The 20,937-nt window shown below is 58.3% G+C and carries 19 protein-coding genes and 7 pseudogenes; 8 read left to right on the top strand and 18 right to left on the bottom strand.

Annotated elements, in window-relative coordinates; genetic code table 11:
• Positions 1 to 70: 70 nt before the first annotated feature.
• The 7 genes and pseudogenes from trbI to traI all read right to left on the bottom strand — a co-directional run bounded on the left by trbI (position 71) and on the right by traI (position 4,450).
• Positions 71 to 1,348, bottom strand: a pseudogene (gene trbI, locus AB6803_RS32455) (IncP-type conjugal transfer protein TrbI).
• A 53-nt stretch (positions 1,349 to 1,401) separates the two neighbouring features.
• Positions 1,402 to 1,656 (bottom strand): annotated as a pseudogene (locus AB6803_RS32450) (conjugal transfer protein TrbH); the annotation flags it as partial.
• Positions 1,652 to 2,158: pseudogene (locus AB6803_RS32445) on the bottom strand (conjugal transfer protein TrbE); the annotation flags it as partial. The pseudogenes AB6803_RS32445 and AB6803_RS32450, both read right to left, overlap by 5 nt.
• 2 nt (positions 2,159 to 2,160) lie before the next feature.
• Entirely contained in the window at positions 2,161 to 2,460 is a 300-nt protein-coding gene (locus AB6803_RS32440) for a conjugal transfer protein TrbD (protein ID WP_371112685.1), read from the bottom strand.
• Positions 2,453 to 2,860: a conjugal transfer pilin TrbC gene (trbC, locus tag AB6803_RS32435; RefSeq protein ID WP_371112684.1), complete on the bottom strand. Its 408-nt coding sequence runs from the start codon at positions 2,858 to 2,860 to the stop codon at positions 2,453 to 2,455. The genes AB6803_RS32440 and trbC overlap by 8 nt, the downstream gene beginning before the upstream one ends.
• Positions 2,850 to 3,821: pseudogene (trbB, locus tag AB6803_RS32430) on the bottom strand (P-type conjugative transfer ATPase TrbB). The gene trbC and the pseudogene trbB overlap by 11 nt, the downstream one beginning before the upstream one ends.
• Positions 3,818 to 4,450 (bottom strand): acyl-homoserine-lactone synthase TraI, encoded by a 633-nt coding sequence (traI, locus tag AB6803_RS32425; RefSeq protein ID WP_371112683.1) that lies wholly within the window; start codon positions 4,448 to 4,450, stop codon positions 3,818 to 3,820. The pseudogene trbB and the gene traI overlap by 4 nt, the downstream one beginning before the upstream one ends.
• Before the next feature lie 374 nt (positions 4,451 to 4,824).
• Here traI and repA point away from each other — a divergent pair, with 374 nt between their 5' ends.
• From repA to repC, 3 genes are all read left to right on the top strand, one after another.
• Positions 4,825 to 6,039 carry a plasmid partitioning protein RepA gene (gene repA / locus AB6803_RS32420; protein WP_371112682.1) on the top strand — a complete coding sequence of 405 codons (1,215 nt, stop codon included), beginning with the start codon at positions 4,825 to 4,827 and terminating at the stop codon, positions 6,037 to 6,039.
• Positions 6,036 to 7,058 carry a plasmid partitioning protein RepB gene (gene repB / locus AB6803_RS32415; protein WP_371112681.1) on the top strand — a complete coding sequence of 341 codons (1,023 nt, stop codon included), beginning with the start codon at positions 6,036 to 6,038 and terminating at the stop codon, positions 7,056 to 7,058. Before repA ends, repB begins: the two co-directional genes overlap by 4 nt.
• 156 nt (positions 7,059 to 7,214) lie before the next feature.
• Positions 7,215 to 8,429 (top strand): plasmid replication protein RepC, encoded by a 1,215-nt coding sequence (gene repC / locus AB6803_RS32410; protein WP_371112680.1) that lies wholly within the window; start codon positions 7,215 to 7,217, stop codon positions 8,427 to 8,429.
• A gap of 85 nt (positions 8,430 to 8,514) precedes the next feature.
• Here repC and AB6803_RS32405 read toward each other — a convergent pair whose 3' ends face one another.
• Positions 8,515 to 8,703 (bottom strand): DsbA family protein, encoded by a 189-nt coding sequence (locus tag AB6803_RS32405; protein WP_371112687.1) that lies wholly within the window; start codon positions 8,701 to 8,703, stop codon positions 8,515 to 8,517.
• Positions 8,704 to 8,971: 268 nt separating this feature from the next.
• On the opposite strand from AB6803_RS32405, the pseudogene AB6803_RS32400 reads away from it, so the two are divergent.
• Positions 8,972 to 10,086 (top strand): annotated as a pseudogene (locus AB6803_RS32400) (Fic family protein).
• A 259-nt stretch (positions 10,087 to 10,345) separates the two neighbouring features.
• On the opposite strand, the gene AB6803_RS32395 reads toward AB6803_RS32400, so the two are convergent.
• The gene (locus AB6803_RS32395; protein WP_371112679.1) at positions 10,346 to 10,768 is read right to left on the bottom strand and encodes a DUF4168 domain-containing protein; all 423 of its coding nucleotides are present in this window, start codon (positions 10,766 to 10,768) and stop codon (positions 10,346 to 10,348) included.
• A 272-nt stretch (positions 10,769 to 11,040) separates the two neighbouring features.
• On the opposite strand from AB6803_RS32395, the gene AB6803_RS32390 reads away from it, so the two are divergent.
• Positions 11,041 to 11,274 (top strand): DUF6429 family protein, encoded by a 234-nt coding sequence (locus AB6803_RS32390; protein WP_371112678.1) that lies wholly within the window; start codon positions 11,041 to 11,043, stop codon positions 11,272 to 11,274.
• Here AB6803_RS32390 and AB6803_RS32385 read toward each other — a convergent pair.
• The 3 genes from AB6803_RS32385 to AB6803_RS32375 form a co-directional block, all read right to left on the bottom strand.
• A protein-coding gene (locus AB6803_RS32385) for an IS66 family transposase (RefSeq protein ID WP_371112677.1) occupies positions 11,255 to 12,972 on the bottom strand; the annotation gives its coding sequence in 2 pieces (ribosomal slippage) (positions 11,255 to 11,781 and positions 11,781 to 12,972; 1,719 coding nt in all). The two genes, AB6803_RS32390 and AB6803_RS32385, sit on opposite strands and share 20 nt — an antisense overlap.
• A 44-nt stretch (positions 12,973 to 13,016) precedes the next feature.
• Entirely contained in the window at positions 13,017 to 13,370 is a 354-nt protein-coding gene (gene tnpB / locus AB6803_RS32380; protein WP_371112676.1) for an IS66 family insertion sequence element accessory protein TnpB, read from the bottom strand.
• Positions 13,367 to 13,813: a transposase gene (locus AB6803_RS32375; RefSeq protein ID WP_371112675.1), complete on the bottom strand. Its 447-nt coding sequence runs from the start codon at positions 13,811 to 13,813 to the stop codon at positions 13,367 to 13,369. The genes tnpB and AB6803_RS32375 overlap by 4 nt, the downstream gene beginning before the upstream one ends.
• Positions 13,814 to 13,960: 147 nt before the next feature.
• On the opposite strand from AB6803_RS32375, the pseudogene AB6803_RS32370 reads away from it, so the two are divergent.
• Together AB6803_RS32370 and AB6803_RS32365 are read left to right on the top strand one after the other, a co-directional pair.
• Positions 13,961 to 14,197, top strand: a pseudogene (locus tag AB6803_RS32370) (hypothetical protein); the annotation flags it as partial.
• Positions 14,198 to 14,644: 447 nt separating this feature from the next.
• Positions 14,645 to 15,811 carry an ATP-binding protein gene (locus AB6803_RS32365; protein ID WP_371112686.1) on the top strand — a complete coding sequence of 389 codons (1,167 nt, stop codon included), beginning with the start codon at positions 14,645 to 14,647 and terminating at the stop codon, positions 15,809 to 15,811.
• 108 nt (positions 15,812 to 15,919) lie between these two features.
• On the opposite strand, the gene AB6803_RS32360 is transcribed toward AB6803_RS32365, so the two are convergent.
• The 6 genes and pseudogenes from AB6803_RS32360 to AB6803_RS32335 all read right to left on the bottom strand — a co-directional run bounded on the left by AB6803_RS32360 (position 15,920) and on the right by AB6803_RS32335 (position 20,033).
• On the bottom strand, positions 15,920 to 16,897 hold the full coding sequence (locus AB6803_RS32360) for a 3'-5' exonuclease (RefSeq protein ID WP_371112674.1): 978 nt from the start codon (positions 16,895 to 16,897) through the stop codon (positions 15,920 to 15,922).
• A gap of 208 nt (positions 16,898 to 17,105) precedes the next feature.
• Entirely contained in the window at positions 17,106 to 17,312 is a 207-nt protein-coding gene (locus AB6803_RS32355; protein WP_034513115.1) for a cold-shock protein, read from the bottom strand.
• A gap of 153 nt (positions 17,313 to 17,465) precedes the next feature.
• A pseudogene (locus AB6803_RS32350) lies at positions 17,466 to 17,721 on the bottom strand (OST-HTH/LOTUS domain-containing protein); the annotation flags it as partial.
• Positions 17,722 to 18,202: 481 nt separating this feature from the next.
• Positions 18,203 to 19,378 carry a site-specific integrase gene (locus AB6803_RS32345; RefSeq protein ID WP_371112673.1) on the bottom strand — a complete coding sequence of 392 codons (1,176 nt, stop codon included), beginning with the start codon at positions 19,376 to 19,378 and terminating at the stop codon, positions 18,203 to 18,205.
• The gene (locus AB6803_RS32340; RefSeq protein WP_371112672.1) at positions 19,375 to 19,779 is read right to left on the bottom strand and encodes a type II toxin-antitoxin system VapC family toxin; all 405 of its coding nucleotides are present in this window, start codon (positions 19,777 to 19,779) and stop codon (positions 19,375 to 19,377) included. Before AB6803_RS32340 ends, AB6803_RS32345 begins: the two co-directional genes overlap by 4 nt.
• Positions 19,776 to 20,033 carry a type II toxin-antitoxin system VapB family antitoxin gene (locus tag AB6803_RS32335; RefSeq protein ID WP_371112671.1) on the bottom strand — a complete coding sequence of 86 codons (258 nt, stop codon included), beginning with the start codon at positions 20,031 to 20,033 and terminating at the stop codon, positions 19,776 to 19,778. Before AB6803_RS32335 ends, AB6803_RS32340 begins: the two co-directional genes overlap by 4 nt.
• A 266-nt stretch (positions 20,034 to 20,299) precedes the next feature.
• On the opposite strand from AB6803_RS32335, the gene AB6803_RS32330 reads away from it, so the two are divergent.
• A partial coding sequence (locus AB6803_RS32330; RefSeq protein ID WP_371112670.1) for an IS701 family transposase occupies positions 20,300 to 20,937 on the top strand: 638 nt, incomplete at its 3' end.

Here is a 20,937-nt window from a genome sequence, read left to right as displayed (position 1 = left end):
ACAACTACCTTGCCGGCCTCAAACTCGCCGCAACGAGGATATGGATCGCTTCAGCTAATGAGTCCGCGTCCTAGTACGCAGGGGGAAAGATAACATCCTGGTCGACGAGAACGTTGAACTTGTACCCGGGTCGGATTTCCAGCGTCGGCTGGACGTCGAACTTTCTGTCGATCGTGCGCTCGGCAACCCAGCCAAATGTCTCGGCGAAGTTCCGCCGAGCCGCGTCAGAGGCCGTGTCTTGCGTTGCCAGTGTCGAGCTTTGCGGAACCGCCATATCGATCCCAGTTCCAATGAGGGCAAGGACCGCCGATCCGAAAGTCTTGACGACGTGGTTGTTGACCTTGTCGTTGAAGCCGCCATAATCTTCCGAGTCCGTTCCCGCCATGCTACCAATCTGAAGTGTGGAGCCATTCGGAAAGATGATGTCTGTCCACACCACAAGCACCCTGGACTGCCCGAAGGACACTTTGCTGTCGTACCTGCGGGATTAATAGGCGATGGCCCGTCGCGCTATCATAGACGTTCTGGCCAACCTGCGCGGTGATGCGTCCGGGAAGATCGGAGTTGATACTCGCAATCAGCGTTGCTGAAATGACCGAGCCACGCTTCAACTCGTAGAGCGATTGCTGTGAGACGACCTTGTTCGGCAGGTAACCGAGGTCCTTGATGTCCGCGTAGAAGAAGCCCTCTTTAGTGCGCTGGCCATTGGGCTCGAGGTTCTGACCGCCAAGACCCGCCTGCAGTGCCGCCGCATAGAGATCTGTCGCCAATCCCGGCTGAGCGGCGTTCGCCGCAAGGTTCGTCGTCGTATCGATGGCTGCCTTTGCCTGCGCATCGATCTTGGCTTTGTCTATGACGAGCGGCGCATCATAGGCAGCGTCGCTGGCCTGAAGTCGCGCTATCCGCTCCCGATGGCGTTCGCGCAGGTATTGCTCCTGCTGTTCACGCTGCAGACGAGCTTTCCAGACGGCCTCAGGCTCAAGCTGGGATTTTTCTTCCTGTTGGGGCTGACGTCTCTCTGCGGCAAATGGATTGGATGCCGTTTCCTTTTTCGTCTAGACAGGCGTCGGCTGAAATGTCGGAAGCTGGACAGCGTCACCGATGATACCGTCGCTCACCCCGCGCTTCAGTTGGTCGGCATAGCTCAAGGCGGGATTCCCTGATGTTTGATCAAGACCGGGCTCGCCCCGGAAATAGAGCCCGCGTGACGTAAGGCCGTAGATAATCACCGCGAGAAAGGCGGTGACAAGTACGATCACAACGATGACCGGCAAACGGTTGACCCGCCGGACACTGGAGCGGGCTCCATCCTCCGGCACCCCCCGCCAAATTTCAGGGATTGAGGCATGGTACCCTCCCCTACCCGCGTTGCATGACTGAAAGCGGGCTTGCCGGCATCGCTCACGTTGCGCTTGCACTATAGGCGCGGCCGATCTCAACGCTCGCTGTCGACAGCCGCGCCAGGATCTGCCCGTCAAATGGCGAGATGACATAGGCCAGCCCGATCGTCTTCGCCTTGTCGTTCCTCTTTTGATTCGTGACGACGGCGCAGCCCCAGCCTCTGAGCGATGCTTCCAAGGCTTCGCCGAAGGGCGAAACATCCTTCTTCAACGAGATCGTTGCTGTACCAGGCCCGATCTGCTCGGCAGGCCTGCTCGACCTCGCGGACCAAGGTCCGGAAGGTTTCCAGCGCCGGTTCGGCATAAGTGGCTGATCGGCTCCCCGCGTCGGCATACACATAGCGCGCAAGCCCGGATCGCCGAGGCTCCGGCGGCCTCCATGTCAAGATCAGCGCGTGCCGGCTTTCGAAATGTCCGCTCTCGCGCTCGAAATGAGATCGCCGTTCCGCATTAATGGCGCGCGTGACTGGATCAGGAAAATGGCAGACGTTTTCCGCCGGATAGTCGATCGTCCGCACGCGGACGGCCTCCACCTGGATCATCCAGCCCGTGCCGAGCCGCGACTGGATCGTGTTGATCTGCCGGCTGACCTCGTTGCGCTCGGCGCTGGTCGAGCTTTCGCTGTCCGGTCCGGCGAAATACCAACCGGCCATGAGGGAGCCATCCTTCAGCAGGACCACGCCGTTATCGACCAGCCCCGCATAGGGGAGGTTGGCGAAGGATGGTCCGGAATGACGAAAAGGCTTCAGTGCGACCATCGTCAATACCGTCGCCACGGTGTGGAGGTCGGCCTGTAGTAGGACCGATAGGAGATGTCCCTGACATAGACACGGCGCATAAGCGGATCGGCTTTCGCCATCATGCGAAGGACTGCGACCGCGACCAGCCAGATGGCGGCGCCGAACAGTGTGGCATACCAGGTCAGAACCACGAAGATCAGGATCACGGCCGCGAGCGCTGTGAGGAGCACCAGCTCGCGGTCGGCGCCCATCAGGAGGTTAGGCCGTGACAGCGCCCGATGCACCCGCGAGCGGGCGAGGTTGGAGACGGGCTCAGCCATGAGCCCCCTCCCCTTTCGGTCCAGGCAACGTCATTTGTTCGGCAATGCCGGGAGCAGGTTGCGCTTTGCTCTCGCCGATCGAAGCGCCTGTTGCGCCGAACAGCGCCACGATCTGGGTCGCTCCGAGAAGAACGCCGCCGACCAGAGCGACGTAGCAAAGCCTCCGCGCGAAATCGTTGAGCTCGCCGCCGAAGATCAGCATGGCGCCGGCGATGGCGACGGCTGCGAGCGCAATGAAGCCGGCAACCGGGCCAGTGATCGACTGCTGAATCTGCTGGAGCGGAGATTCCCACGGCAGACCCCCGCCACCCGATGAGGCAAGCGCCGGAGCGACCAGCGTGATGGAGAAAAGCAAGGCCAGCGCGCCGCCGGCCAGGAAACGTTGATAGTCACGCGACATGGCTGTCCTCATCGATTTGTGCGTAATGTTCGGTGCGGTAGCGGGCATTGGCGTAGCCTTCGACGTTGATGATCTCGCGGACCCGCCTCCCCTTCCCCGTTCGCTCTATGGAAACCACCAGATCAACGGCTTCGCTGATCACCTCCTGCATGGGCTGGTGGCTGGCTTCCGCCGTCAGCTGCTCAAGCCTGCGAAGCGCCGACATCGCTGTATTGGAATGAATGGTTGTGACCCCGCCCGGATGACCCGTGTTCCATGCCTTGAGCAGCGTCAGCGCCGCCCCATCACGGACTTCGCCGACAATGATGCGATCGGGCCGCAGCCGCATTGTGCTTTTGAGCAGCCGGGCCATATCGATCATGTCGCTCGTATGAAGCGTTACCGCATTCTCCGCCGCGTATTGAATCTCGGCAGTATCTTCCAGGATGACGATGCGATCGTCCGGTGCGCTCGCGATGATTTCGGCGATGATTGCGTTGGCAAGCGTTGTCCTGCCGGATCCCGTTCCTCCGGAAATCACGATGTTCATTCGAGAGGTGATGGCGCTGCGCAGCACCGAAGCCTACGCTTCGGTCATCACCTTCGATCGCACATACTCATCGAGTGGAATAAGGCGCGAGGCGCGTCGCCGGATCGTGAATGTCGATCCCGAGACGACAGGCGGCAGGAGGCCCTCAAAACGATGTCCGCCGATCGGCAGCTCGCCGGAAATGATTGGCTGCTCGGGGTCAACTTCCGAGCGCAGAGCATGAGCGACGCTGCCAATAATCACCTCTGCGGCGGACGACGTCAGCGCGCCGGCCGCCATGACGCCATGGCCGAGGCGCTCGATGAAGAGCTTGCCATCCGGGTTGAGCATGATTTCGACAACTGTTGCGTCGTCGAGCGCGACGCAGAGGTGATCACCCAGTGCATCCTGGAGCTTGCGGACGAGACGGGGATGGGAGCGCAGCTGGGTCACGCGGCGCTCCCGATCGGTGCCCCGTTGAGCTGAGTGATCGAGCGATAGCCCTGAGGGCAAACCCGTTCGAAGCTGACGCGATCTGCCGGCAGGCTTCCGGCAATAGCGACAGTGTTGCCGATCGCAGCCTCGCCAAGCCGACGCATCGGCCATCCGGCTCTCTTCAGAATGCGCTCAAAACGGAGATCGGTCGCCGTGACGATCTCATTGTAGCCATTCGCGATCGACCATTCGATAATGCCAGCGAACAGGGTGAGCGTCGCGAGATGCAGTTGGGCCCCCTCCCTCCCCGAGATAAGAGAGGTGTCGACGCAGAAGCGCGAGCTCTCGACCATACCAGGGTGAGCCGCGAGCGAGCCTGTTTCAAGCAGGTGAGGAAAGGTCTGCCCAAGCATCGTCGGCCCGCAAGCAGGAAGAAGACGGACGCAACCGGCGAGTAGCCCACTTTGGGTGATCGCCAGGAGGTAGTTCGGCTCGTAACCATCGAACTGGTCGCGTTCTTCTCCTGCGGTGATGGAGACGTTCCATTCGAGACGTTCGCCGAATACCGCCGCGCGGAGATGGTGCATCTGCTTCAGGAAGCTTCGGTGCCGTCTGTAGTGGTGGGGTCGGATGGTTAGTATCCGCATCGTGATCTCCGCATGAACAGGTCATGCGGACAAAAATCATCTCGCTCAGCATGTGCCAACGCGGAGATTTGCACCCAGTGATTCTACCGAACTGGGGTTGAAGCTTGCCAAGCCCACCGGCTTGCGCTGTGTGCGACGCCTCATTTCATGTGCAAATCTGCATGTATTGCGCACTGGCGCCAAAGCGGGGAATCTGCCTAACTGCCGGTTAGTTATCGATGATTCAGCCAGAAGGCTTAGGCTGGAGAAAATATGTTAACCCGCTGTTAACCTAAAAATCCTTGCTCAAAGTTCAGAATCGGGGCTTATTACCAGTGGCGGAACTTTACCGGTTTCGCGAAAAATATCGCCACTAGCAATGAATGGGTTTTGAGATGGCGAAGACCGCCGTAAAAGCAGCAGCTGTGATTGAAGGATTGACCGCCTTGATGGAGCGTCATGCCGACGCCCTGTCAAGCCAACTTCAAGCACATCATCTCAAGGTCTTCCCGCCAACGTCGGAGAAGGGAATCCGAACGTTTGGCCCCTCTGAGGCGTCCAAGCTCCTCGGCGTCGGCGAGTCCTATTTGCGACAGATTGCTTCGGAAATGCCAGAGTTGAAGGTGAGCGTCAGCCCGGGGGGCCGACGGAATTTCTCAATTGATGATATTCATGCGATCCGCAAGCATATGGACCAGGTGGGCCGTGGGAGCCGCCGCTACCTGCCGCATCGGCGCGACGGCGAACAGCTGCAAGTGATCTCGGTCATGAACTTCAAAGGCGGCTCCGGCAAGACCACCACGGCCGCGCATCTAGCGCAGTATCTCGCGATGCGTGGGTATCGTATTCTCGCCATCGATCTTGATCCCCAGGCAAGCCTTTCGGCACTGTTTGGCAGCCAACCGGAAACGGATGTTGGCCCAAACGAAACGCTTTACGGCGCCATCAGATACGATGAAGAGCAGGTCCCGATCGAGCAAGTTGTCCGAGGAACCTATATTCCCGACCTGCACCTCATTCCCGGTAACCTCGAACTGATGGAGTTTGAGCACGATACCCCCCGCGCGTTGATGAAGCGCAAGGAAGGAGACACGCTCTTTTATGGCCGCATCAGTCAAGTTATCGAAGACATTGCAATCAATTACGACGTCGTCGTGATTGATTGCCCTCCCCAGCTCGGCTACCTCACACTTTCGGCATTGACCGCCGCAACGTCAATTCTGGTCACTGTCCATCCGCAGATGCTCGATGTGATGTCGATGAACCAGTTCCTGGCGATGACGTCGAATCTGCTCCGCGAAATCGAGAACGCCGGTGCTAAGTTCAAGTTCAACTGGATGCGCTACCTCATCACGCGTTTTGAACCGAGCGATGGGCCCCAAAACCAGATGGTCGGTTATTTGCGATCGATATTCGGCGAGAATGTCCTCAATTTCCCGATGCTGAAAACCACGGCGGTGTCGGATGCCGGTCTGACAAACCAGACCCTTTTTGAGGTTGAGCGCGGGCAGTTCACGCGCTCGACATATGATCGCGCCTTGGAGGCAATGAATGCCGTCAATGACGAGATCGAGACCTTGATTAAAGCAGCATGGGGTAGAACCACATGAGCCGGAAGCATATTCTTGGCGTCTCCGCAGACGTCCCTGACACGTCATCCCTCGATAGCAGGGCGGCCAAGAACCGCTCCATGCCACTTCTTGGGGTGGCGCGGAAGGAGCGCGACCCAGCAACGAAGCTGACAGCGAACATCGGTAACGCTCTGCGTGAGCAAACTGATCGTCTCGGTCGAGCCGAGGAGATTGAGCGGCGCCTTGCTGAAGGTCATTCCGTTATAGAACTGGATGCCTCGGTGATCGAGCCGTCGTTCATTCGGGATCGCATGCAGGGTAATATCGACGGCCTACTCTCCTCGATTCGGGAGCAAGGTCAACAGGTTCCGATCCTTGTTCGACCTCATCCGGAGCTTTCCGGCCGATATCAGGTTGCTTTTGGCCACCGTCGACTGCGCGCCGTCTCAGAGTTGGGTCTCCCGGTCAAAGCCGTGGTCCGCGATTTGACGGACGAGCAACTCGTTGTCGCACAAGGACAGGAAAACAACGAGCGCGAAGATCTTACCTTCATCGAGAAGGCGCGTTTCGCGTATCATCTGAATAAGCAGTTTCCGCGCGAGATTGTCATCGCTGCGATGTCAATCGACAAGAGCAATCTGTCGAAGATGCTTTTGCTTGTCGACGCCCTCCCCTCAGCACTGATCGACGCCATTGGCGCTGCTCCGGGTGTTGGTCGGTCGAGCTGGCAGCAACTTGCAGAGCTGCTCGAGAAAGCGGCATCAGCGGCGGATGTGTTGGAATATGCGATGTCGAAGGAAGTCCAGGCGCTGACATCGGCGGATCGGTTCAAAGCAATAATTGCCAAGCTTAAGCCCAGTCGGATTGCGCGAGGGCTTCCAGCGGTCATGTCCACTCCAGATGGCACCAGAATTGCCCAGGTGACGCAGAGCAAGGCAAAACTCGAAATCACAATCGATCGGAAGGCAGCGCCTGATTTTGCGGCTTTTGTGCTGGAGCAGGTGCCGGCGCTATACCAAGCGTACTACGCAGCGAACCAACGGAAACAGGGAGAGTAACCGCAAAAGAAAAGAGCCTCCTCAACGTCGCCGTCGCGGAAGCCCTTCTGTCTCTGTAGCAAGAACAGAATCGCATTTCCTCGAATCCTCGTCAAGAGTTCTTTGGCACCGTTTTGGTGAGCGGGTTTCTTTTGCCTACTGAAGAGGTGAAAGACGATGCAAACGGGAAGTGTGACGACGCCATTCGGGCGGCGGCCGGTGACGCTTGCGCTCGTGCGGCGCCAGATGGCGTTGGCCGACATCAAGCAGGGAAAGACAGCGGACAAGTGGAAGGTCTTCAGGGACGTTTCCGCTGCAATGGATGTGCTCGGCATCCAGTCCAATAGTCTCGCCGTACTCGACGCGCTATTGAGCTTTTATCCGGACAATGAATTGCGCCAGGATGCGAAGTTGATCGTCTTCCCGTCTAACGCCCAACTTGCCCTTCGAGCGCATGGAATGGCCGGAGCAACCCTGCGTCGCCATATCGCGACCTTGGTCGAAGCTGGATTGATCGTTCGGAAGGACAGCGCCAACGGCAAGCGTTATGCCCGCAAAGACGGCGCAGGTGAGATCGAGAGTGCCTTCGGTTTCGACCTCTCTCCCCTCCTTGCCCGTTCGGAAGAGCTGGCCGTGACGGCACAGCAAGTGATGGCCGACCGCGCGACCTTTCGCAAGACGAAGGAAAGCCTGACAATCTGCAGGCGCGACGTTCGCAAGCTGATTTCTGCAGCAATAGATGAAGGCGCTGATGGCGACTGGCAGGCGATCGAAGGGATGTACATCGCGCTCGTCGGCCGGATCCCCCGCGTCCCGACACTCTCCGACGTCGCTACAATCCTCGAAGAAATGCAAATGCTGCAGGAGGAAGTGATCAACCGATTGGATATTCTGGGAAATTCAGAAAATATGAGCACCAATGGTGCTCATGGCGAGCAGCACATACAGAATTCAAAATCCGAATTCTTAAATGAACTTGAACCTAGCTCTGAAAAAGAGCAGGGCGCGAAACTGGGGAACAAGCGTCCGCCGATGAGTGAGACGATCAAGGCGTTTCCGCTGGGAATGGTGCTAAAGGCGTGCCCGGCGATTGCCGACTATGGACCGGGAGGCGCAATCGGAAGCTGGCGCGAGCTAATGTCGGCTGCAGTGGTAGTTCGATCTATGCTGGGGGTTAGTGCGTCGGCCTATCAGGATGCCTGTGAAATCATGGGGCCGGAGAATGCGGCCGCGGCGATCGCGTGCATCCTGGAGCGTGCAAACTTCATCAACTCGCCAGGCGGCTATCTACGGGCTCTGACCCGGCGAACCGAGCGCGGTGAATTCTCTCTTGGCCCCATGATTGTAGCGTTGTTAAAGGCGAACGGATTAACGGCATTCAAGGCCGGGTAGACGTTGCATACCGGCGACAGCGCTGCAAAAGCGAAATTGGCGGGATCGAAGTGATAATCGGTGGATTTTAGGTTGGAAAACATGGTTAAGAAGTGTGGCGCGCATGCGCTTCGGCCTGGTTCGTTTCGACATCGGACGTGAAGCGGTCGCCGTCGAGGACGTCCGCTACGGCCGGCTCCTCGAGCCCAGCCTCGACCGCGAGGTGTAGGAGTGTGTCGCGATCGAACAGGTTGGCATGCTCGGAGAAGTAGCCCCGGGGGAAAAGCTCTACCAGGGCCTCTTGCTTGCCTTCTGCGCGAGCCAGATGAAGGAGCTGGTCGCATCCAGCGTGTCGCCGGCCAGCGTATTCTCAGGATCGTAGGTGATACCCTACTCGGCCGCGAACTGCGAGACCTGCTTGATGCTGGACGATCATTTAGATCGGAGGGCAGATTTTTTGCGGCCGCTCGCGTGACGGGCGCCAACCGCCATGAGCAATAGATGATGTCGCTATAACTCACAAATATTGCGATAGTGAGTTATAGAAGGGATGCCTATAACTCATGAAATGGAACTGGACACAGCGAGGCTGGCCGCAATTCACTTATGATGCGGCCGCATCTCGAACGCCGATTTCTTCTGTCATCGGGGGAGGTGATCAGCGCTGTCCGCCATATCAGTGACGAGGAACGCAATCTGCTACGGATCGAGCTTTTAAGCGACGAAGCGGTGAAGACTTCGGAGATTGAGAGCGAGATGCTTGATCGATTGAGCGTGCAATCCTCACTGCGCCGGCAATTCGGCCTCGATTCCGACAATCGGCCAATAAAGCCGTAAGAGCGCGGAATCGCGGAAATGATGGTCGATGTGTATGATTCCTGGTCGGCCCCGCTCGATCACGAAACCCTGTTTCGTTGGCACGACATGCTGATGACTGGAAACCGCCACATTGGAACGATCGGCGGATATCGGACCCATGACGATGCCATGCAGATTGGGTCCGGCCGCCTCGATCGTCCAATCGTGCACTATGAAGCCCCGCCATCGAGGCAGGTGCCAGCGGAAATGGCGGCTTATACGGAATGGTTCAACAGATCGACGCCGAAGGGTGAAATCCCCCTGCCCGCGCTGACACGGGCTGGCATAGGCCATCTGTATTTCGAAAGCATTCATCCATTTGAGGATGGCAATGGTAGGCTTGGCCGAGCACTTGCGGGAAAATCGCTTGCTCAAAATATGGGGCACCCAAGTCTGATTGCGCTTGCCTATACAATCGAGCATGGCAGCAAAGCCTACTTACGACCAGCTCGAACGCCATCAGCGCACGCTCGATATCACCGAGTGGCTGGTTTACTTCGGCGAAACCATCCTTGAGGCGCAACAGACGACCCTGATGCGTGTGGCCTTCTACACCAGCAAGGCGCAATTCTACGATCGGTTCCGCGGCCAATTCAACGAGCGGCAGGAAAAGGCCGTTGCGCGCGTGTTCCGCGAGGGCCCGACGGGCTTTAAGGGCGGGTTGAGCGCTGAGAATTATATTGCGATCACGCGGACCTCGCGAGCGACGGCTACGCGTGATCTTCATGATTTGGTGGAGAAAGGTGCGCTCACGCGCTCTGGTGAGCGTCGGCACACACGCTATGTGCTGAACCTGTGGGAGATTAATGGGACGGAATAACCACTATAGCTGGAATGCTGGGATAATGTCGTGCGAGTCCTCAGCTGATCAGATGCCGGCAGACCTTAACCGCGCTTGCCAATCCCATAGTGATAGTCGCGTGGCTTGCGAAGTCTGACGGCCAATTCACGTTCACGGTCTGTAATCGTTTCGCCTTTCGACCGTTGTGATGAAGCTTCCCGGATCTGTGCCGCGCCAAGATTGGGCACTCGGCGCGGCCGCGATGGGTGATCAATTTGCCTGGCGATCGTGGTGTCGATTACTGCTGTGCAGGCGCGGATTTCTGAAGCTTGTCCTGAAGCTTCTTAACGAGCGCCGGATCCTTATTTGCAGCCGCTAAAATCGCGTTGTATTCGTCTACTGACATGCCGGGAGAGGTCTGAACAGCCTGTACCATCTGTTTGCTAGCCTCGGTCTTTAGCTGTTGCTTCGCGGACGGATCCGATGTTGCTCCGATCTTGGCCGAGTATTCCTGCCTGATTTTGTCCACCTGGAGATATGCGACCGTAAAAGCCTCGATTTTTTGATCGCTTACGGTCGCAGCCGTACCATTGCTATCTAGTTGTCCTTGGGTCGGTTGCTTCTGCTGCGTTGCTTGCTGTGCGGATGCAGGACCGTTGAGAAACATCAAGCTCAAGATTGCAGCGGTCAACGATGCGGCAGAGATATAACGAGTGATCATCTTAATTCCTCTCTTGTGGAGTGGGGAGAACACCTCTTGATGGCGTAGAGTGAACTGCGGCATATCGCATTGATTTTGCCGTCGGTTAGGGTTGAAAAAACGATCCGGCGACAATGTGGCCGTTAAACGTTTTCTATGGGGCAATAGCGCGGCGACCTGTTGACGGCCAAGCGGCGATATTCCGCGTCTGATCGGAGTCTGAGCTTCGAAGCAGTGTATCCATCCGAGCAGGGCCGCGGGATTTTGGGCGCCGCGCGTGGTAACGTCGGTTCATGGAGATCGATGAGGACAAAATCGACGATGCCGTTTTGGCGCTGTTATGGCTGACGCTGCATAACGAGCGTTGTGCATGGAAGGGATTCGACTGGGCAGTGACGGATCGGCTTCACAAGAAAGGTATGATCGGCGACCCAGTCAACAAGTCGAAGTCATTGATCCTGACCGATGAGGGCTTGGAGCGTTCGGGAGCGTTGTTCCGGCAGCTATTTACGCGGTCGCCGCAATAGCGGTTTTTTGTACCTTCCAATCCCATGGAAGGAGTTCGTGCAGGCGGGAGACGGGAAGATCGGCGATGCGGGCAAAGACATCGGCAAGCCACGCCTTTGGGTCGACATCGTTGAGGCGGCATGTGGTGATGACGGTCAACATGACGGCGGCACGATCGGCCCCACGCTGGGAACCGGCGAAGGTCCAGTTTTTCCTTCCTAACGCCACACCGCGCAACGCTCTTTCCGCCGCATTGTTCGTAAGACAGACCCTTCCGTCTTCAAGGAAGAGGGCAAAGCCCTCCCAGCGCTTGAGCATGTAGTCAATCGGCTCGATGACCTCGGACGATCTGCTGAGCGTGGCGCGTTCCTTCGTCAACCACTCGTGCATGTCATCGAACAGCGGCTTGCTCTTCTGCTGCCGCACAGCCAGTCGTTCTTCGGCGCTCAATCCGTTGATCTGCCGCTCGATCTCGAACAATTCGTCGTAGCGCTTGACGGCTTCCAATGCGATCGGCGAGATCGGCTGCCCCTCCGCTTGTGATCCCGAGCATTCTTCTGGATATCGGCCAGTGCAAAGAATTTCCGACGCGCATGAGCATGGCAAAAGGCAAAGGTGATCGGAACCGTCTTTGCCTCGGCGACAGCGAGCGGCTCGAAGCCATTGTAACAGTCGCTCTGTAGAATGCCGCCATACTCGGCCAGGTGCCTCTGCCGATGCTCGCCGCGCCGGTCACTCGACGCATAATAGATCGCCGCCGGCGCAGCCGTTCCCCCGAACGGCTGATCGTCGCGGACGTAGCTCCATATTCGCCCGGTTACGCATTTGTCCTTGGCCTGGATCGGGATGGTCGTGTCGTCACCATGCAATCGCTCGGCTGCGAAGACATGCTTCTCGATTAGGTCGTGGACCGGCATGAGGGCCGCCGTTCCAAGGCCGACCTGATCGGCCAGTGTCGAGGTCGAAAGGTCTATGCCCTCACATTTGAACCTTGTGCTCTGGCGGTTCAGCGGACTGTGCATCCCAAATTTGTCGAAGACGATCGTCGCCAGCAGATGGGGACCGATGAAGCCGCGCGGCGTGGCATGGAACGGTGCTGGTGCCTGGCTGATCGCCTCGCAATCACGGCAGGTAAATTTCTCCCGAACCGTCTCGATCACCTTGAAGCGGCGTGGTATCTCCTCCAACGTCTCGTTGACATCCTCACCCAGCTTCGACAGCCGCGACCCGCCACAGCATGTACAGACGGTCGGAGGATCGATCACCACGCGCTCACGCTCGGCATCCGCCGGCCAGGGTTTGCGCACCGGCCGCTTGCGTGTGAACGAACGCACGCTCGACGTTTTGGCCGCCGCCGCCTGGGCCGCAACTTCATCCTCCGTCGCGGCCATCACTAGCTCTTCGAGCTGTAATTCCATCTGATCGATCAGACGCGCCGTGCGCTCGGATCTCTGACCGCGCAGTTCGCGCCGGAGCTTTTCAATCGCCAGTTCCAGACTGACGATCAGCGCCTCGCTGTCCGACAGCATGGCCTGTGCATTGGCGGCCTGCGCCACCGCGATGTCTCGCTCGGCGACGACGGTGTCGCGCTCGGCGGCAACGACATCACGTTCAGCCACGACAAGATCACGTTCAGCCTGCAGCATCGCACGCTCGGAAAGCAGCGCCAGATAGGCGCTTGCAAGGTCCGCTGGAAGATCGGAGGGCTTCGATACCATGAAGCCATATGATCAGATTCACTCAATATTTCAATGGAATAATGCTATCCGACCTTCGTCGGACGCCAGGTTTCCTGAGGGGCTCGCCAGTCAATCCCGGACAATAAATAAGAAAGCTGCGCCGGTGAGATCGCAACTGCGCCGCCCTCCACATTCGGCCAGATAAACCGGCCCTTCTCCAGCCGCCGGGTAAAAAGGCAGGCGGCCAAACCGTCGTGCCAGATGATCTTCAAAATATTCGATCTGCGCCCCCTGAAGACGAAGAGATGCCCCGACAAAGGATCATGCTTCAGAACCTCCTGCACCCGAAGCGCCAGAGACGGAAACCCGCAGCGCATGTCCGTATGCCCCGTCGAAAGCCAGACCTTGACCCCTGCTCCCATCGGAAACGGATTCACCGCAGCGCCTCCAGTCCGCGCAGGATCCGAAGCAGCGCGTCAATGTCGACATCGCGTCCCACGATCACACGGCGACCATTGGCGCTGACAACCTCCATAAGCCCACTTTGTGCCGTCGAAGAATTGGTCGGCGCAACAACCGGCATGTCCGGCTCCGGGACCAACAGTGCAGGAATAAACCCTTCGCTCCCCCGGCCATTGCCGAGCCGTCCCTCGCGAGCTGCTTTACGCCAATCGTTCAACTGAAAGCGTGTGATCCCATGGCGACGTGCTGTTGCCGTGACCTGACGCGGGGCGGAATAACTCTCCGCCACGATCGCAAGTTTGGCCTCGTTGCTGAAACGGCGACGCCGCCCGCTATCGACAATCTCCATCCGGCTAACTTGCGGCCGCTTCTCTATCGCTAAATCCATAATTCTCACACTGTCTATATTGACGTCCATATAGACAGATCATCCAGTTCCCCTCACTTCTCAGCAAGGCGGCCTTCCTCGGATGCGTACGAAGCAGTCCCCGCCCCTGCCTGACCAGTTGCCTCGGCCGCACCAAGACGCCGGTGGATAACGACGCACGGGTCGCGCTGATGGGCCGATCTGGTCCTCAAAACGCGTGTCAAACAGGCCGGGCTAGGTCGGATCTAGTTTTCGGCGCATGGGCTGCGCTCTGACTGTTTCACCGACGCCAACAACCGTTGGCATTCCACTGCCGGAAGCCAGCACTCTCTACACAAATCGGTGACGCAGGCGGCAAACTATTACAACAATGCCGAACGAAGGAACCGCCGCCCGGCTCGGGTACCTACCCATTCGGGCGGTCTATACGTGTGATGATGGTGATTGTATCGTTGGGGCGTTCATTACCCGGTGGACTTTACTTCGCCAGGCGTCCACGGCCCCAACCAAAAGACGCCTGGCAGCCCTCCTCGGATCATAAGCCGACAAGATCCAAGCACCCTCCCCTAGCAACCAGCGTCCACGCGCTCCTGCTGCCATCGAAATGCCTGCTAGGCATGACGATCCGCGATATCGACAAAGTGCTGAAACAACATCTGCGTGCCTTGACTTTCTCCAGACCGCATCGGCCTCAGGTTGAGAGCCGATCGCAATCTTGCCGAGCCCATCCGCGGCACTCAGGAATTTGGCCGCTTGATTACTCTCTATACCAAAGTCATTTCAGAGCCGCTCGCGTCGTCATCAAGCACAGTCGTCGTCAAATGGCTCGAGCTTTGATAATTGAACCTTGCAATTATGGAATTGTACTCCATAATTGCAAGGATGATTGAGCGCCGGATTACCGCTGAACTGAACGAGCTGATCGACACAAACCCTGCCGTTGCGCTGATTGGCCCGCGCCAAGTCGGCAAGACGACACTAGCGCTCGGCATAGCAGACCATCGTCCGTCGATCTACCTTGATCTGGAATCTGATGCCGACCGGGCCAGACTCGCCGAACCGGAGCTGTATCTCAGTCAGCATAGCGACAAGCTGGTGATCTTGGACGAAGTTCATCGCCTGCCCAATCTCTTCCAGAATCTGCGTGGTCTTATCGATCGTCGCCGGCGAGATGGAAGGAAAGCCGGGCATTTCCTACTCCTCGGCTCAGCATCCATTGACCTGCCGAAACAGTCGGGTGAAACGCTGGCAGGCCGCATCGCCTATCTGGAGATGGGTCCCATCGATGGCTTGGAAGTGCCGGACCACGATTTGAACACCTTATGGCTGCGGGGCGGGTTCCCCGATAGTTTTCTCGCTGCGAATGATCGTGTAAGCCAACGGTGGCGGCAGGACTTTATCCGGACCTATCTGGAACGGGACATTCCCTTGCTTGGCCCGCGTATTCCAGCAGAAACGCTACGGCGCTTCTGGACCATGCTGGCCCATCATCAATCTGGACTTTTGAACGCAGCTGAATTCGCGCGCTCGCTCGGCGTCGACGGCAAGACGGTCGCCTCCTATCTCGATCTCCTGGTTGATCTGCTGCTTGTGCGGCGCCTTGAGCCTTGGCATGCGAACGTTGGCAAACGCCTGGTCAAGTCACCACGGGTCTACGTTCGTGACAGCGGCATCACCCATACCCTGCTCGGACTGACCACCCAGGAGGACCTGCTCGGTCACCCGGTGGCTGGCGCAAGCTGGGAGGGGTTCGTGATCGAGACGTTGATAGCCGCAGCACCGGTCGGAACCCAGAGCAATTTCTATCGGACGTCGGCGGGTGCGGAGATCGACCTCCTTCTCACCCCGCCAGGCGGTCGTCCTTGGGCTATCGAAATCAAGCGCAGCTTGACACCGAAACTCGAGAAAGGCTTCTATCTTGCCTGCGAGGATCTCGATCCGGCGCGGCGGATTGTCGTCTATCCCGGACAAGAGGTTTTTCCGCTGAAGAACGGTATCGAAGCGATGCCCCTCGCCTCGTTAGGAAAAAGCCTTCTTGATCTCAGTTAGAAGAAATGGCTTTTGTAGAGAGCTATGACATCAGGAATTACGACGTCTGCGCCACACGTTTACGCATCGAGGTAGATGCGTGGCGCTCTCTTAGATGCCCGAACCTGCTTATGCCTTGAAGCGATCGAAAGCGGTCAGATGCTGGATGAGTGGGTCGGCCTCCTCCCAGCGGTAGATCTCCGAGCGTAGGTAGTGCAGTTCGTCGCGCAACGCGTCCTCGTCGATTTCGATCCACCAGGACTTCGGCCGGCCGTCGCTGCCATCGGACCAGCGATATCCCCTGCCCTTCAGATGATCCTTCATCTCGAACGGACTATGCTCGGCGAAAATACGCGCCCGTGACTGCCCGCTAGTGTGGATCAACTCCGCGAATGGCGTCCCGTCGTCTCCGCCACTGCGATCGAGAACTTCAAGGAGCGCACAGCAGTCATCGACAGCGCGGTGACCCTCGTGGAAATAACCTGCCTGCCCGATCAAATATCCGAGCTTGGTGCCCTCAAAACCGCGGGCGCTCCAGTCAACTTCGGAAGCCGAGCAGGCCCAGGCCTTGGCAGCAAAGACATTTGAAAACGCTTCACAGAACGGCCGATCGAAGCCGGCATTGTGCGCTATTACTAGATCCGCCGGCGCAACCATCCTGCGGACCTGCTGCATGTCGATCGTCTGACCCTCGACCATCTCATCGGTGATGCCGGTGAGCCGGGTGATTTCGGGAGGGATTGGCGTGCCTGGCTGTTGCAATCCACCATAGACGCCGATGACATCGCCGATATGGCCAAAGTCATCGAATGAGAAGGCAACTAGGCCGATCTCGATGATCTCATCATTGCGATGGTTGAGACCGGTCGTCTCCGTATCGAGGATCACGCCAACCCGCTGGAACTCCGGACGCCTGCTGACGGCGATCTTCCTTGGTACAAGCTTGCGAAGAATGCGGTACTGGCCGCCATTTTCAAGCTTGCGCACCATTTCTTCGTCCGTGAGAGAAGCAGGCACTGGCAATGGCCGGCTCTTCCGCGCAGGCGCTTCACGCGGTTGCGATCGTGCCTCAACCGGCTTCGCAAACATGTCGAGTTGAGAGGCCATGCGAGCTTTCGATGCTTGATAATCAGGCTTTAGAATAGAAAACAGTCAAACACCGGGCAACACACAATGCAGCTTTTGCACCGTTACAGATAGATGCTCCAATCATATAGAGCCGCTGTGCGGCCAAGGCAGCGAGCAGGGAAGGGCAGGTGCGCAAAAGTCCGGATCAAACCCGGCCTTCCGAAACACTACCGCATTCGCAATTGGTTTATCCCTGCAGGTTGTCCGCCGACATCTTGCCGGATTTGCGATCCTTCACCAGTTCATAGGTGATCTTCTGCCCATCGTTCAGGCCGCGCATACCGGCGCGCTCGACAGCCGAAATGTGGACGAAAACATCGGTGCTGCCGTCATCCGGCTGAATGAACCCAAACCCCTTGGTCGCATTGAACCACTTCACGGTACCGGTCGCCATAGTCTCCTCCTTGTTCTCGCGTCCCGCCGAATTCATCCGCGGCAGACTATCCTTTTGATTGCCATGGTACAGATAGACGGTTCTGGCTGTCCCGAAAAGCTGGAATTCCGGTGCGTTACCTGGCCGGTGTTTGATGGTCGCTGGCCATGCCAACTATGGCTGCTTCTTACCCGATCGCTTGCCGCGAATTCTGATTGGGCCGCCATCCCTGCTGAACCTTGAACTGATTGGTTTTCCGCACGAGATCGCTCAGTTTTCGGAATCCGAAGGTGCGCGGATCGAAGTCCGGCGCCAGGTTTAAGAGCTGCTTGCCGACCATGGCCGGGTTGACCCAGCCATCGTCCGCATCCTCCTGCGACAACACCTTCTTGATCAAGGGAATCGCCGCACTCGGGGGCTGCAGCGGCTTGTAGCCTCCTCGCTGTCCTTCTAAATCCACCAGAATGTTGTTGTCCGTGGAGGATCCGGGGTGATCTGCTCGCGCCGGTCACCCCTCACCCTACTTAAAAATGACGAATCGCAAAAAGCACGGTTTTTCAATATGTTGATCCGGTGGTCAGCTGACCACTCGAATCTTGATCGACGGCCGTGTGTCCCTGAGCGGCGGCCAATCGCCGGCTGAATTTCTGGCCGCGCTGAATAACGCTTGAGCATCCTTCCCGCTTGGGAAGCCGGGTGAGCGTTGAGTGATCGTGCCTTGCAGGCGGCGACATTCCCAAAATGTGTTCCCGAATGGATTTTCTCGAAACTGCCGTTTGGACATCGAGAAACGGGACTGCTGCGGATGGCCTCAAGCGGCCGGTTTCAGGATCGCTCGCCAATCATCTGCGGAGGCATGAATGCTGTGGATGCAGATGAACACGGCGCGTTGGGCCATGCGGCATCGTGTGCTAAATGGCTAGTCGCGCCGCGCGTCCGTTCTTCCGTTCGGCATTGTTGTAATAGCTCGCCGCTTGCGTCACCGACCTGTGCAGGGACTGCTGCATCGCCTCGGGCAGAGGGACGCCACGATTGGCCGCCTCAGTGAGATATCCCGATCGGAGCCCGTGCGCCGAAAACGCCTCAGGGTCGAGGCCGGCCTGCTTGACACGCGCCTTGAGGATGAAGTTGACCGATTGCGGTGTCAACGCCCGCCGATCGATATTGCCCCATTGGTCGATGCGCCGGAAGAGCGGTCCGGTTTCGATCCTGGCCTGCGCCAGCCATTGCTTCAAGGCGATCACCGACCGGCCGATCAGTACCACCTGTTCATCGTCATCGGCCGTGGTCGTCTTCGTGCGGCCAAGATGGATCGTTAGGCAGGGCAGGGGAGGGGAGTTTGCGTCGGCGGGATCAGCGCGTACTGGCCCGTCGTCGACCAGGTCCTCGACTCGCAACCCGGCTACTTCCGACCGCCGCCGACCGCCGGAGGCGAAGGCGAGGAGCAGCAGCGCCCGATCGCGGCGATCGACGAGACGATCGCCGGCACAGGTCGCCAGCAGTTTCGCCAGGACATCGCCGGTCACCGCCTTTTTACTCTTGCGGCGACGTTGCCGCGGCGCGGCGCGAACGGCCAGCCTGAGCACCGTCTTCAGCGAGGGCGCCGAAAACGCACCGGTTAAACCGCGCCAGCGCGTGAGGATCGACCAGGAGGTTAGGCGACGGCGCACTGTGTCGGGTGCATGTGGCCCGTCGACCCTGAGCAGCCCTTGGGCGCGCAAGCTGTTTTCGACCAGGGCTGGCATGCCGTGGCTCGAATCCTCGGCACGCGCGGCCGGATCCCAGAGGTGATGGGCGACGAATTTGAGCAATAGGCTTTCGGGCGCTGGCCAGGGGAGGGGAGCGCCGGTGGAAAGCCGGCACCAGGTCTCGAGGTAGCCAAGATCGGAGGCAAGCGCCCTGAGCGTATTGTCGCCCATGCCTTGGTTTGCCAGATGCTTGAGTGTAGCGACATCGTCGTCAGTTAGCAGCCTTGCCAGCTGGTCGCGGCGGTCGAAGGGAAGGATCGCGTCGAGCGCATCGAGTTCTTCGGCACGACGATGCACTGGATCGGCAGGGACGGATTGGGTGATGGCTTTGCGTGTCATTCGCTTGCCGACGCGGGATGGCATTTCACATCGGTCCTGCCGAAATCCTGGCCCTTGAACAGGAGCGGCGCCTTGGCGACCGCGGCAACGGCGTAGGAAAAGCAGTCGCCCATATTGAGTGCGGCTGGATGGCGACCTTTACCGAAGCGGTCGAAGGCTCGTTCCGCTTCGCGATAATGCTTCTCGTCGAAAGCAATCGCGGTTACGTTCGGAAGCCGGACAAACTGATCAACGATGTCCGAAGCGTTTGGAAATCCTCTTCCTGTCAGCACCATTCGAGCCTCAAGCAGGGTCGGCCAGCCGATTGCAAGTGCCTCCCGACCCACCAATGATATGAACCGTTCGGCCTCCGGCTCTCCCAAGGCCATCGCCAGAATGACTGACGTATCGACAGCAATCATCGTGGCAAACCATATTCGTCGTAGAAATCGTCATGCGCAGATGTCGTATCGGTCGGCACAGTACGCCGGCCCTCGGCCATCAAGTCCGATAGGACATCGATCGGCGCCCGAGCAGACTGTTGGCGCAGTTCCAGATCGTAGCGCTCGAGCGCCTGCTCGACGAGCTTATTGATTGGCTGCCCGGTGCGGCGCGCCATCGCATGGGCTAGGTCTCTCGCCTTTGTGCTGCGGACGGAGAGTTGTGTTTCAGACATCGGCTTTCCTCTATCGAGATCCCGCCAAATATAGCGATTCCGGCTCGAGATGGCAAGAAAAGCTCCAGTTGATGGCTAACTAACGATACCTGAAGAACTTCATCCGAGCGGCGCAGCACCGGATCGGTTGGGAGGGCAGGGGGTTGGGCTCTAAATAGACGGCTTGCGGGCTGTGATTGCCCCGACTTTACTATCACTACTTTGGCAGATTAACCGGTCATTTACGATGCTGGGCCATCTTGGGCACTTTCACAGGGGTGCGAAGGATGGCGGAGCAGGACGTTGCACTGACGGATTGGCTGAAGCCGTTCGTTGAGAAGCTTGGTCACAAGAAGCGGCGGCAGATGTGCCCGGTGTACATTTCGGGCCTGATCGGACCTGGTGATCGCAAGAGCATCGAGCCGATGGCGGAACGCCTTGCGCCCGATCATTACGACCGGCTGCATCATTTCATCTCGGATGGCATTTGGGATTCTGGTCCACTTGAGGCGGAATTGGCTGTGCAAGCCGACAAGATTGTTGGGAGCCTAGACGCCTATTTGGTCATCGACGATACCGGCCTGCCGAAGAAGGGCGACCATTCTGTCGGGGTGGCGCCACAGTACGCATCAATGCTCGGCAAGAGAGCCAATTGCCAGACGCTGGTCTCATTGACGTTGGCACGCGACGAGGTTCCCGTTCCGGTTAGCCTGCGGCTGTTCCTTCCCGACAGTTGGACCAGCGATCCGGGCCGGATGGCAAAAGCTGGTGTTCCCCAGGATATGCGCATATCCCGCACGAAACCGGAGATAGCGCTCGATGAGATCGATCGGTTGATTGCCGCAGGCGTGCGGTTTGGCACTGTGCTTGCCGACGCCGGTTACGGTCTATCGGCTGCGTTTCGACAGGGATTGAGCGCAGGTGG

It is taken from the genome of Rhizobium sp. RCC_161_2 (assembly GCF_041355235.1).
Classification (GTDB): domain Bacteria; phylum Pseudomonadota; class Alphaproteobacteria; order Rhizobiales; family Rhizobiaceae; genus Rhizobium.
The sequence above is the reverse complement of the archived record's forward strand: the minus strand, read 5'-3'. Positions and strand labels throughout refer to the sequence as shown.

What these genes read in the sequence shown, in the direction of transcription:
- AB6803_RS32440 (WP_371112685.1), bottom strand. Translation starts at nt 2,460, where the DNA reads ATGGCTGAGCCCGTCTCCAACCTCGCCCGCTCGCGGGTGCATCGGGCG.
- trbC (WP_371112684.1), bottom strand. Translation starts at nt 2,860, where the DNA reads ATGTCGCGTGACTATCAACGTTTCCTGGCCGGCGGCGCGCTGGCCTTG.
- traI (WP_371112683.1), bottom strand. Translation starts at nt 4,450, where the DNA reads ATGCGGATACTAACCATCCGACCCCACCACTACAGACGGCACCGAAGC.
- repA (WP_371112682.1), top strand. Translation starts at nt 4,825, where the DNA reads ATGGCGAAGACCGCCGTAAAAGCAGCAGCTGTGATTGAAGGATTGACC.
- repB (WP_371112681.1), top strand. Translation starts at nt 6,036, where the DNA reads ATGAGCCGGAAGCATATTCTTGGCGTCTCCGCAGACGTCCCTGACACG.
- repC (WP_371112680.1), top strand. Translation starts at nt 7,215, where the DNA reads ATGCAAACGGGAAGTGTGACGACGCCATTCGGGCGGCGGCCGGTGACG.
- AB6803_RS32395 (WP_371112679.1), bottom strand. Translation starts at nt 10,768, where the DNA reads ATGATCACTCGTTATATCTCTGCCGCATCGTTGACCGCTGCAATCTTG.
- AB6803_RS32390 (WP_371112678.1), top strand. Translation starts at nt 11,041, where the DNA reads ATGGAGATCGATGAGGACAAAATCGACGATGCCGTTTTGGCGCTGTTA.
- AB6803_RS32375 (WP_371112675.1), bottom strand. Translation starts at nt 13,813, where the DNA reads ATGGACGTCAATATAGACAGTGTGAGAATTATGGATTTAGCGATAGAG.
- AB6803_RS32365 (WP_371112686.1), top strand. Translation starts at nt 14,645, where the DNA reads ATGATTGAGCGCCGGATTACCGCTGAACTGAACGAGCTGATCGACACA.
- AB6803_RS32360 (WP_371112674.1), bottom strand. Translation starts at nt 16,897, where the DNA reads ATGGCCTCTCAACTCGACATGTTTGCGAAGCCGGTTGAGGCACGATCG.
- AB6803_RS32355 (WP_034513115.1), bottom strand. Translation starts at nt 17,312, where the DNA reads ATGGCGACCGGTACCGTGAAGTGGTTCAATGCGACCAAGGGGTTTGGG.
- AB6803_RS32345 (WP_371112673.1), bottom strand. Translation starts at nt 19,378, where the DNA reads ATGACACGCAAAGCCATCACCCAATCCGTCCCTGCCGATCCAGTGCAT.
- AB6803_RS32340 (WP_371112672.1), bottom strand. Translation starts at nt 19,779, where the DNA reads ATGATTGCTGTCGATACGTCAGTCATTCTGGCGATGGCCTTGGGAGAG.
- AB6803_RS32335 (WP_371112671.1), bottom strand. Translation starts at nt 20,033, where the DNA reads ATGTCTGAAACACAACTCTCCGTCCGCAGCACAAAGGCGAGAGACCTA.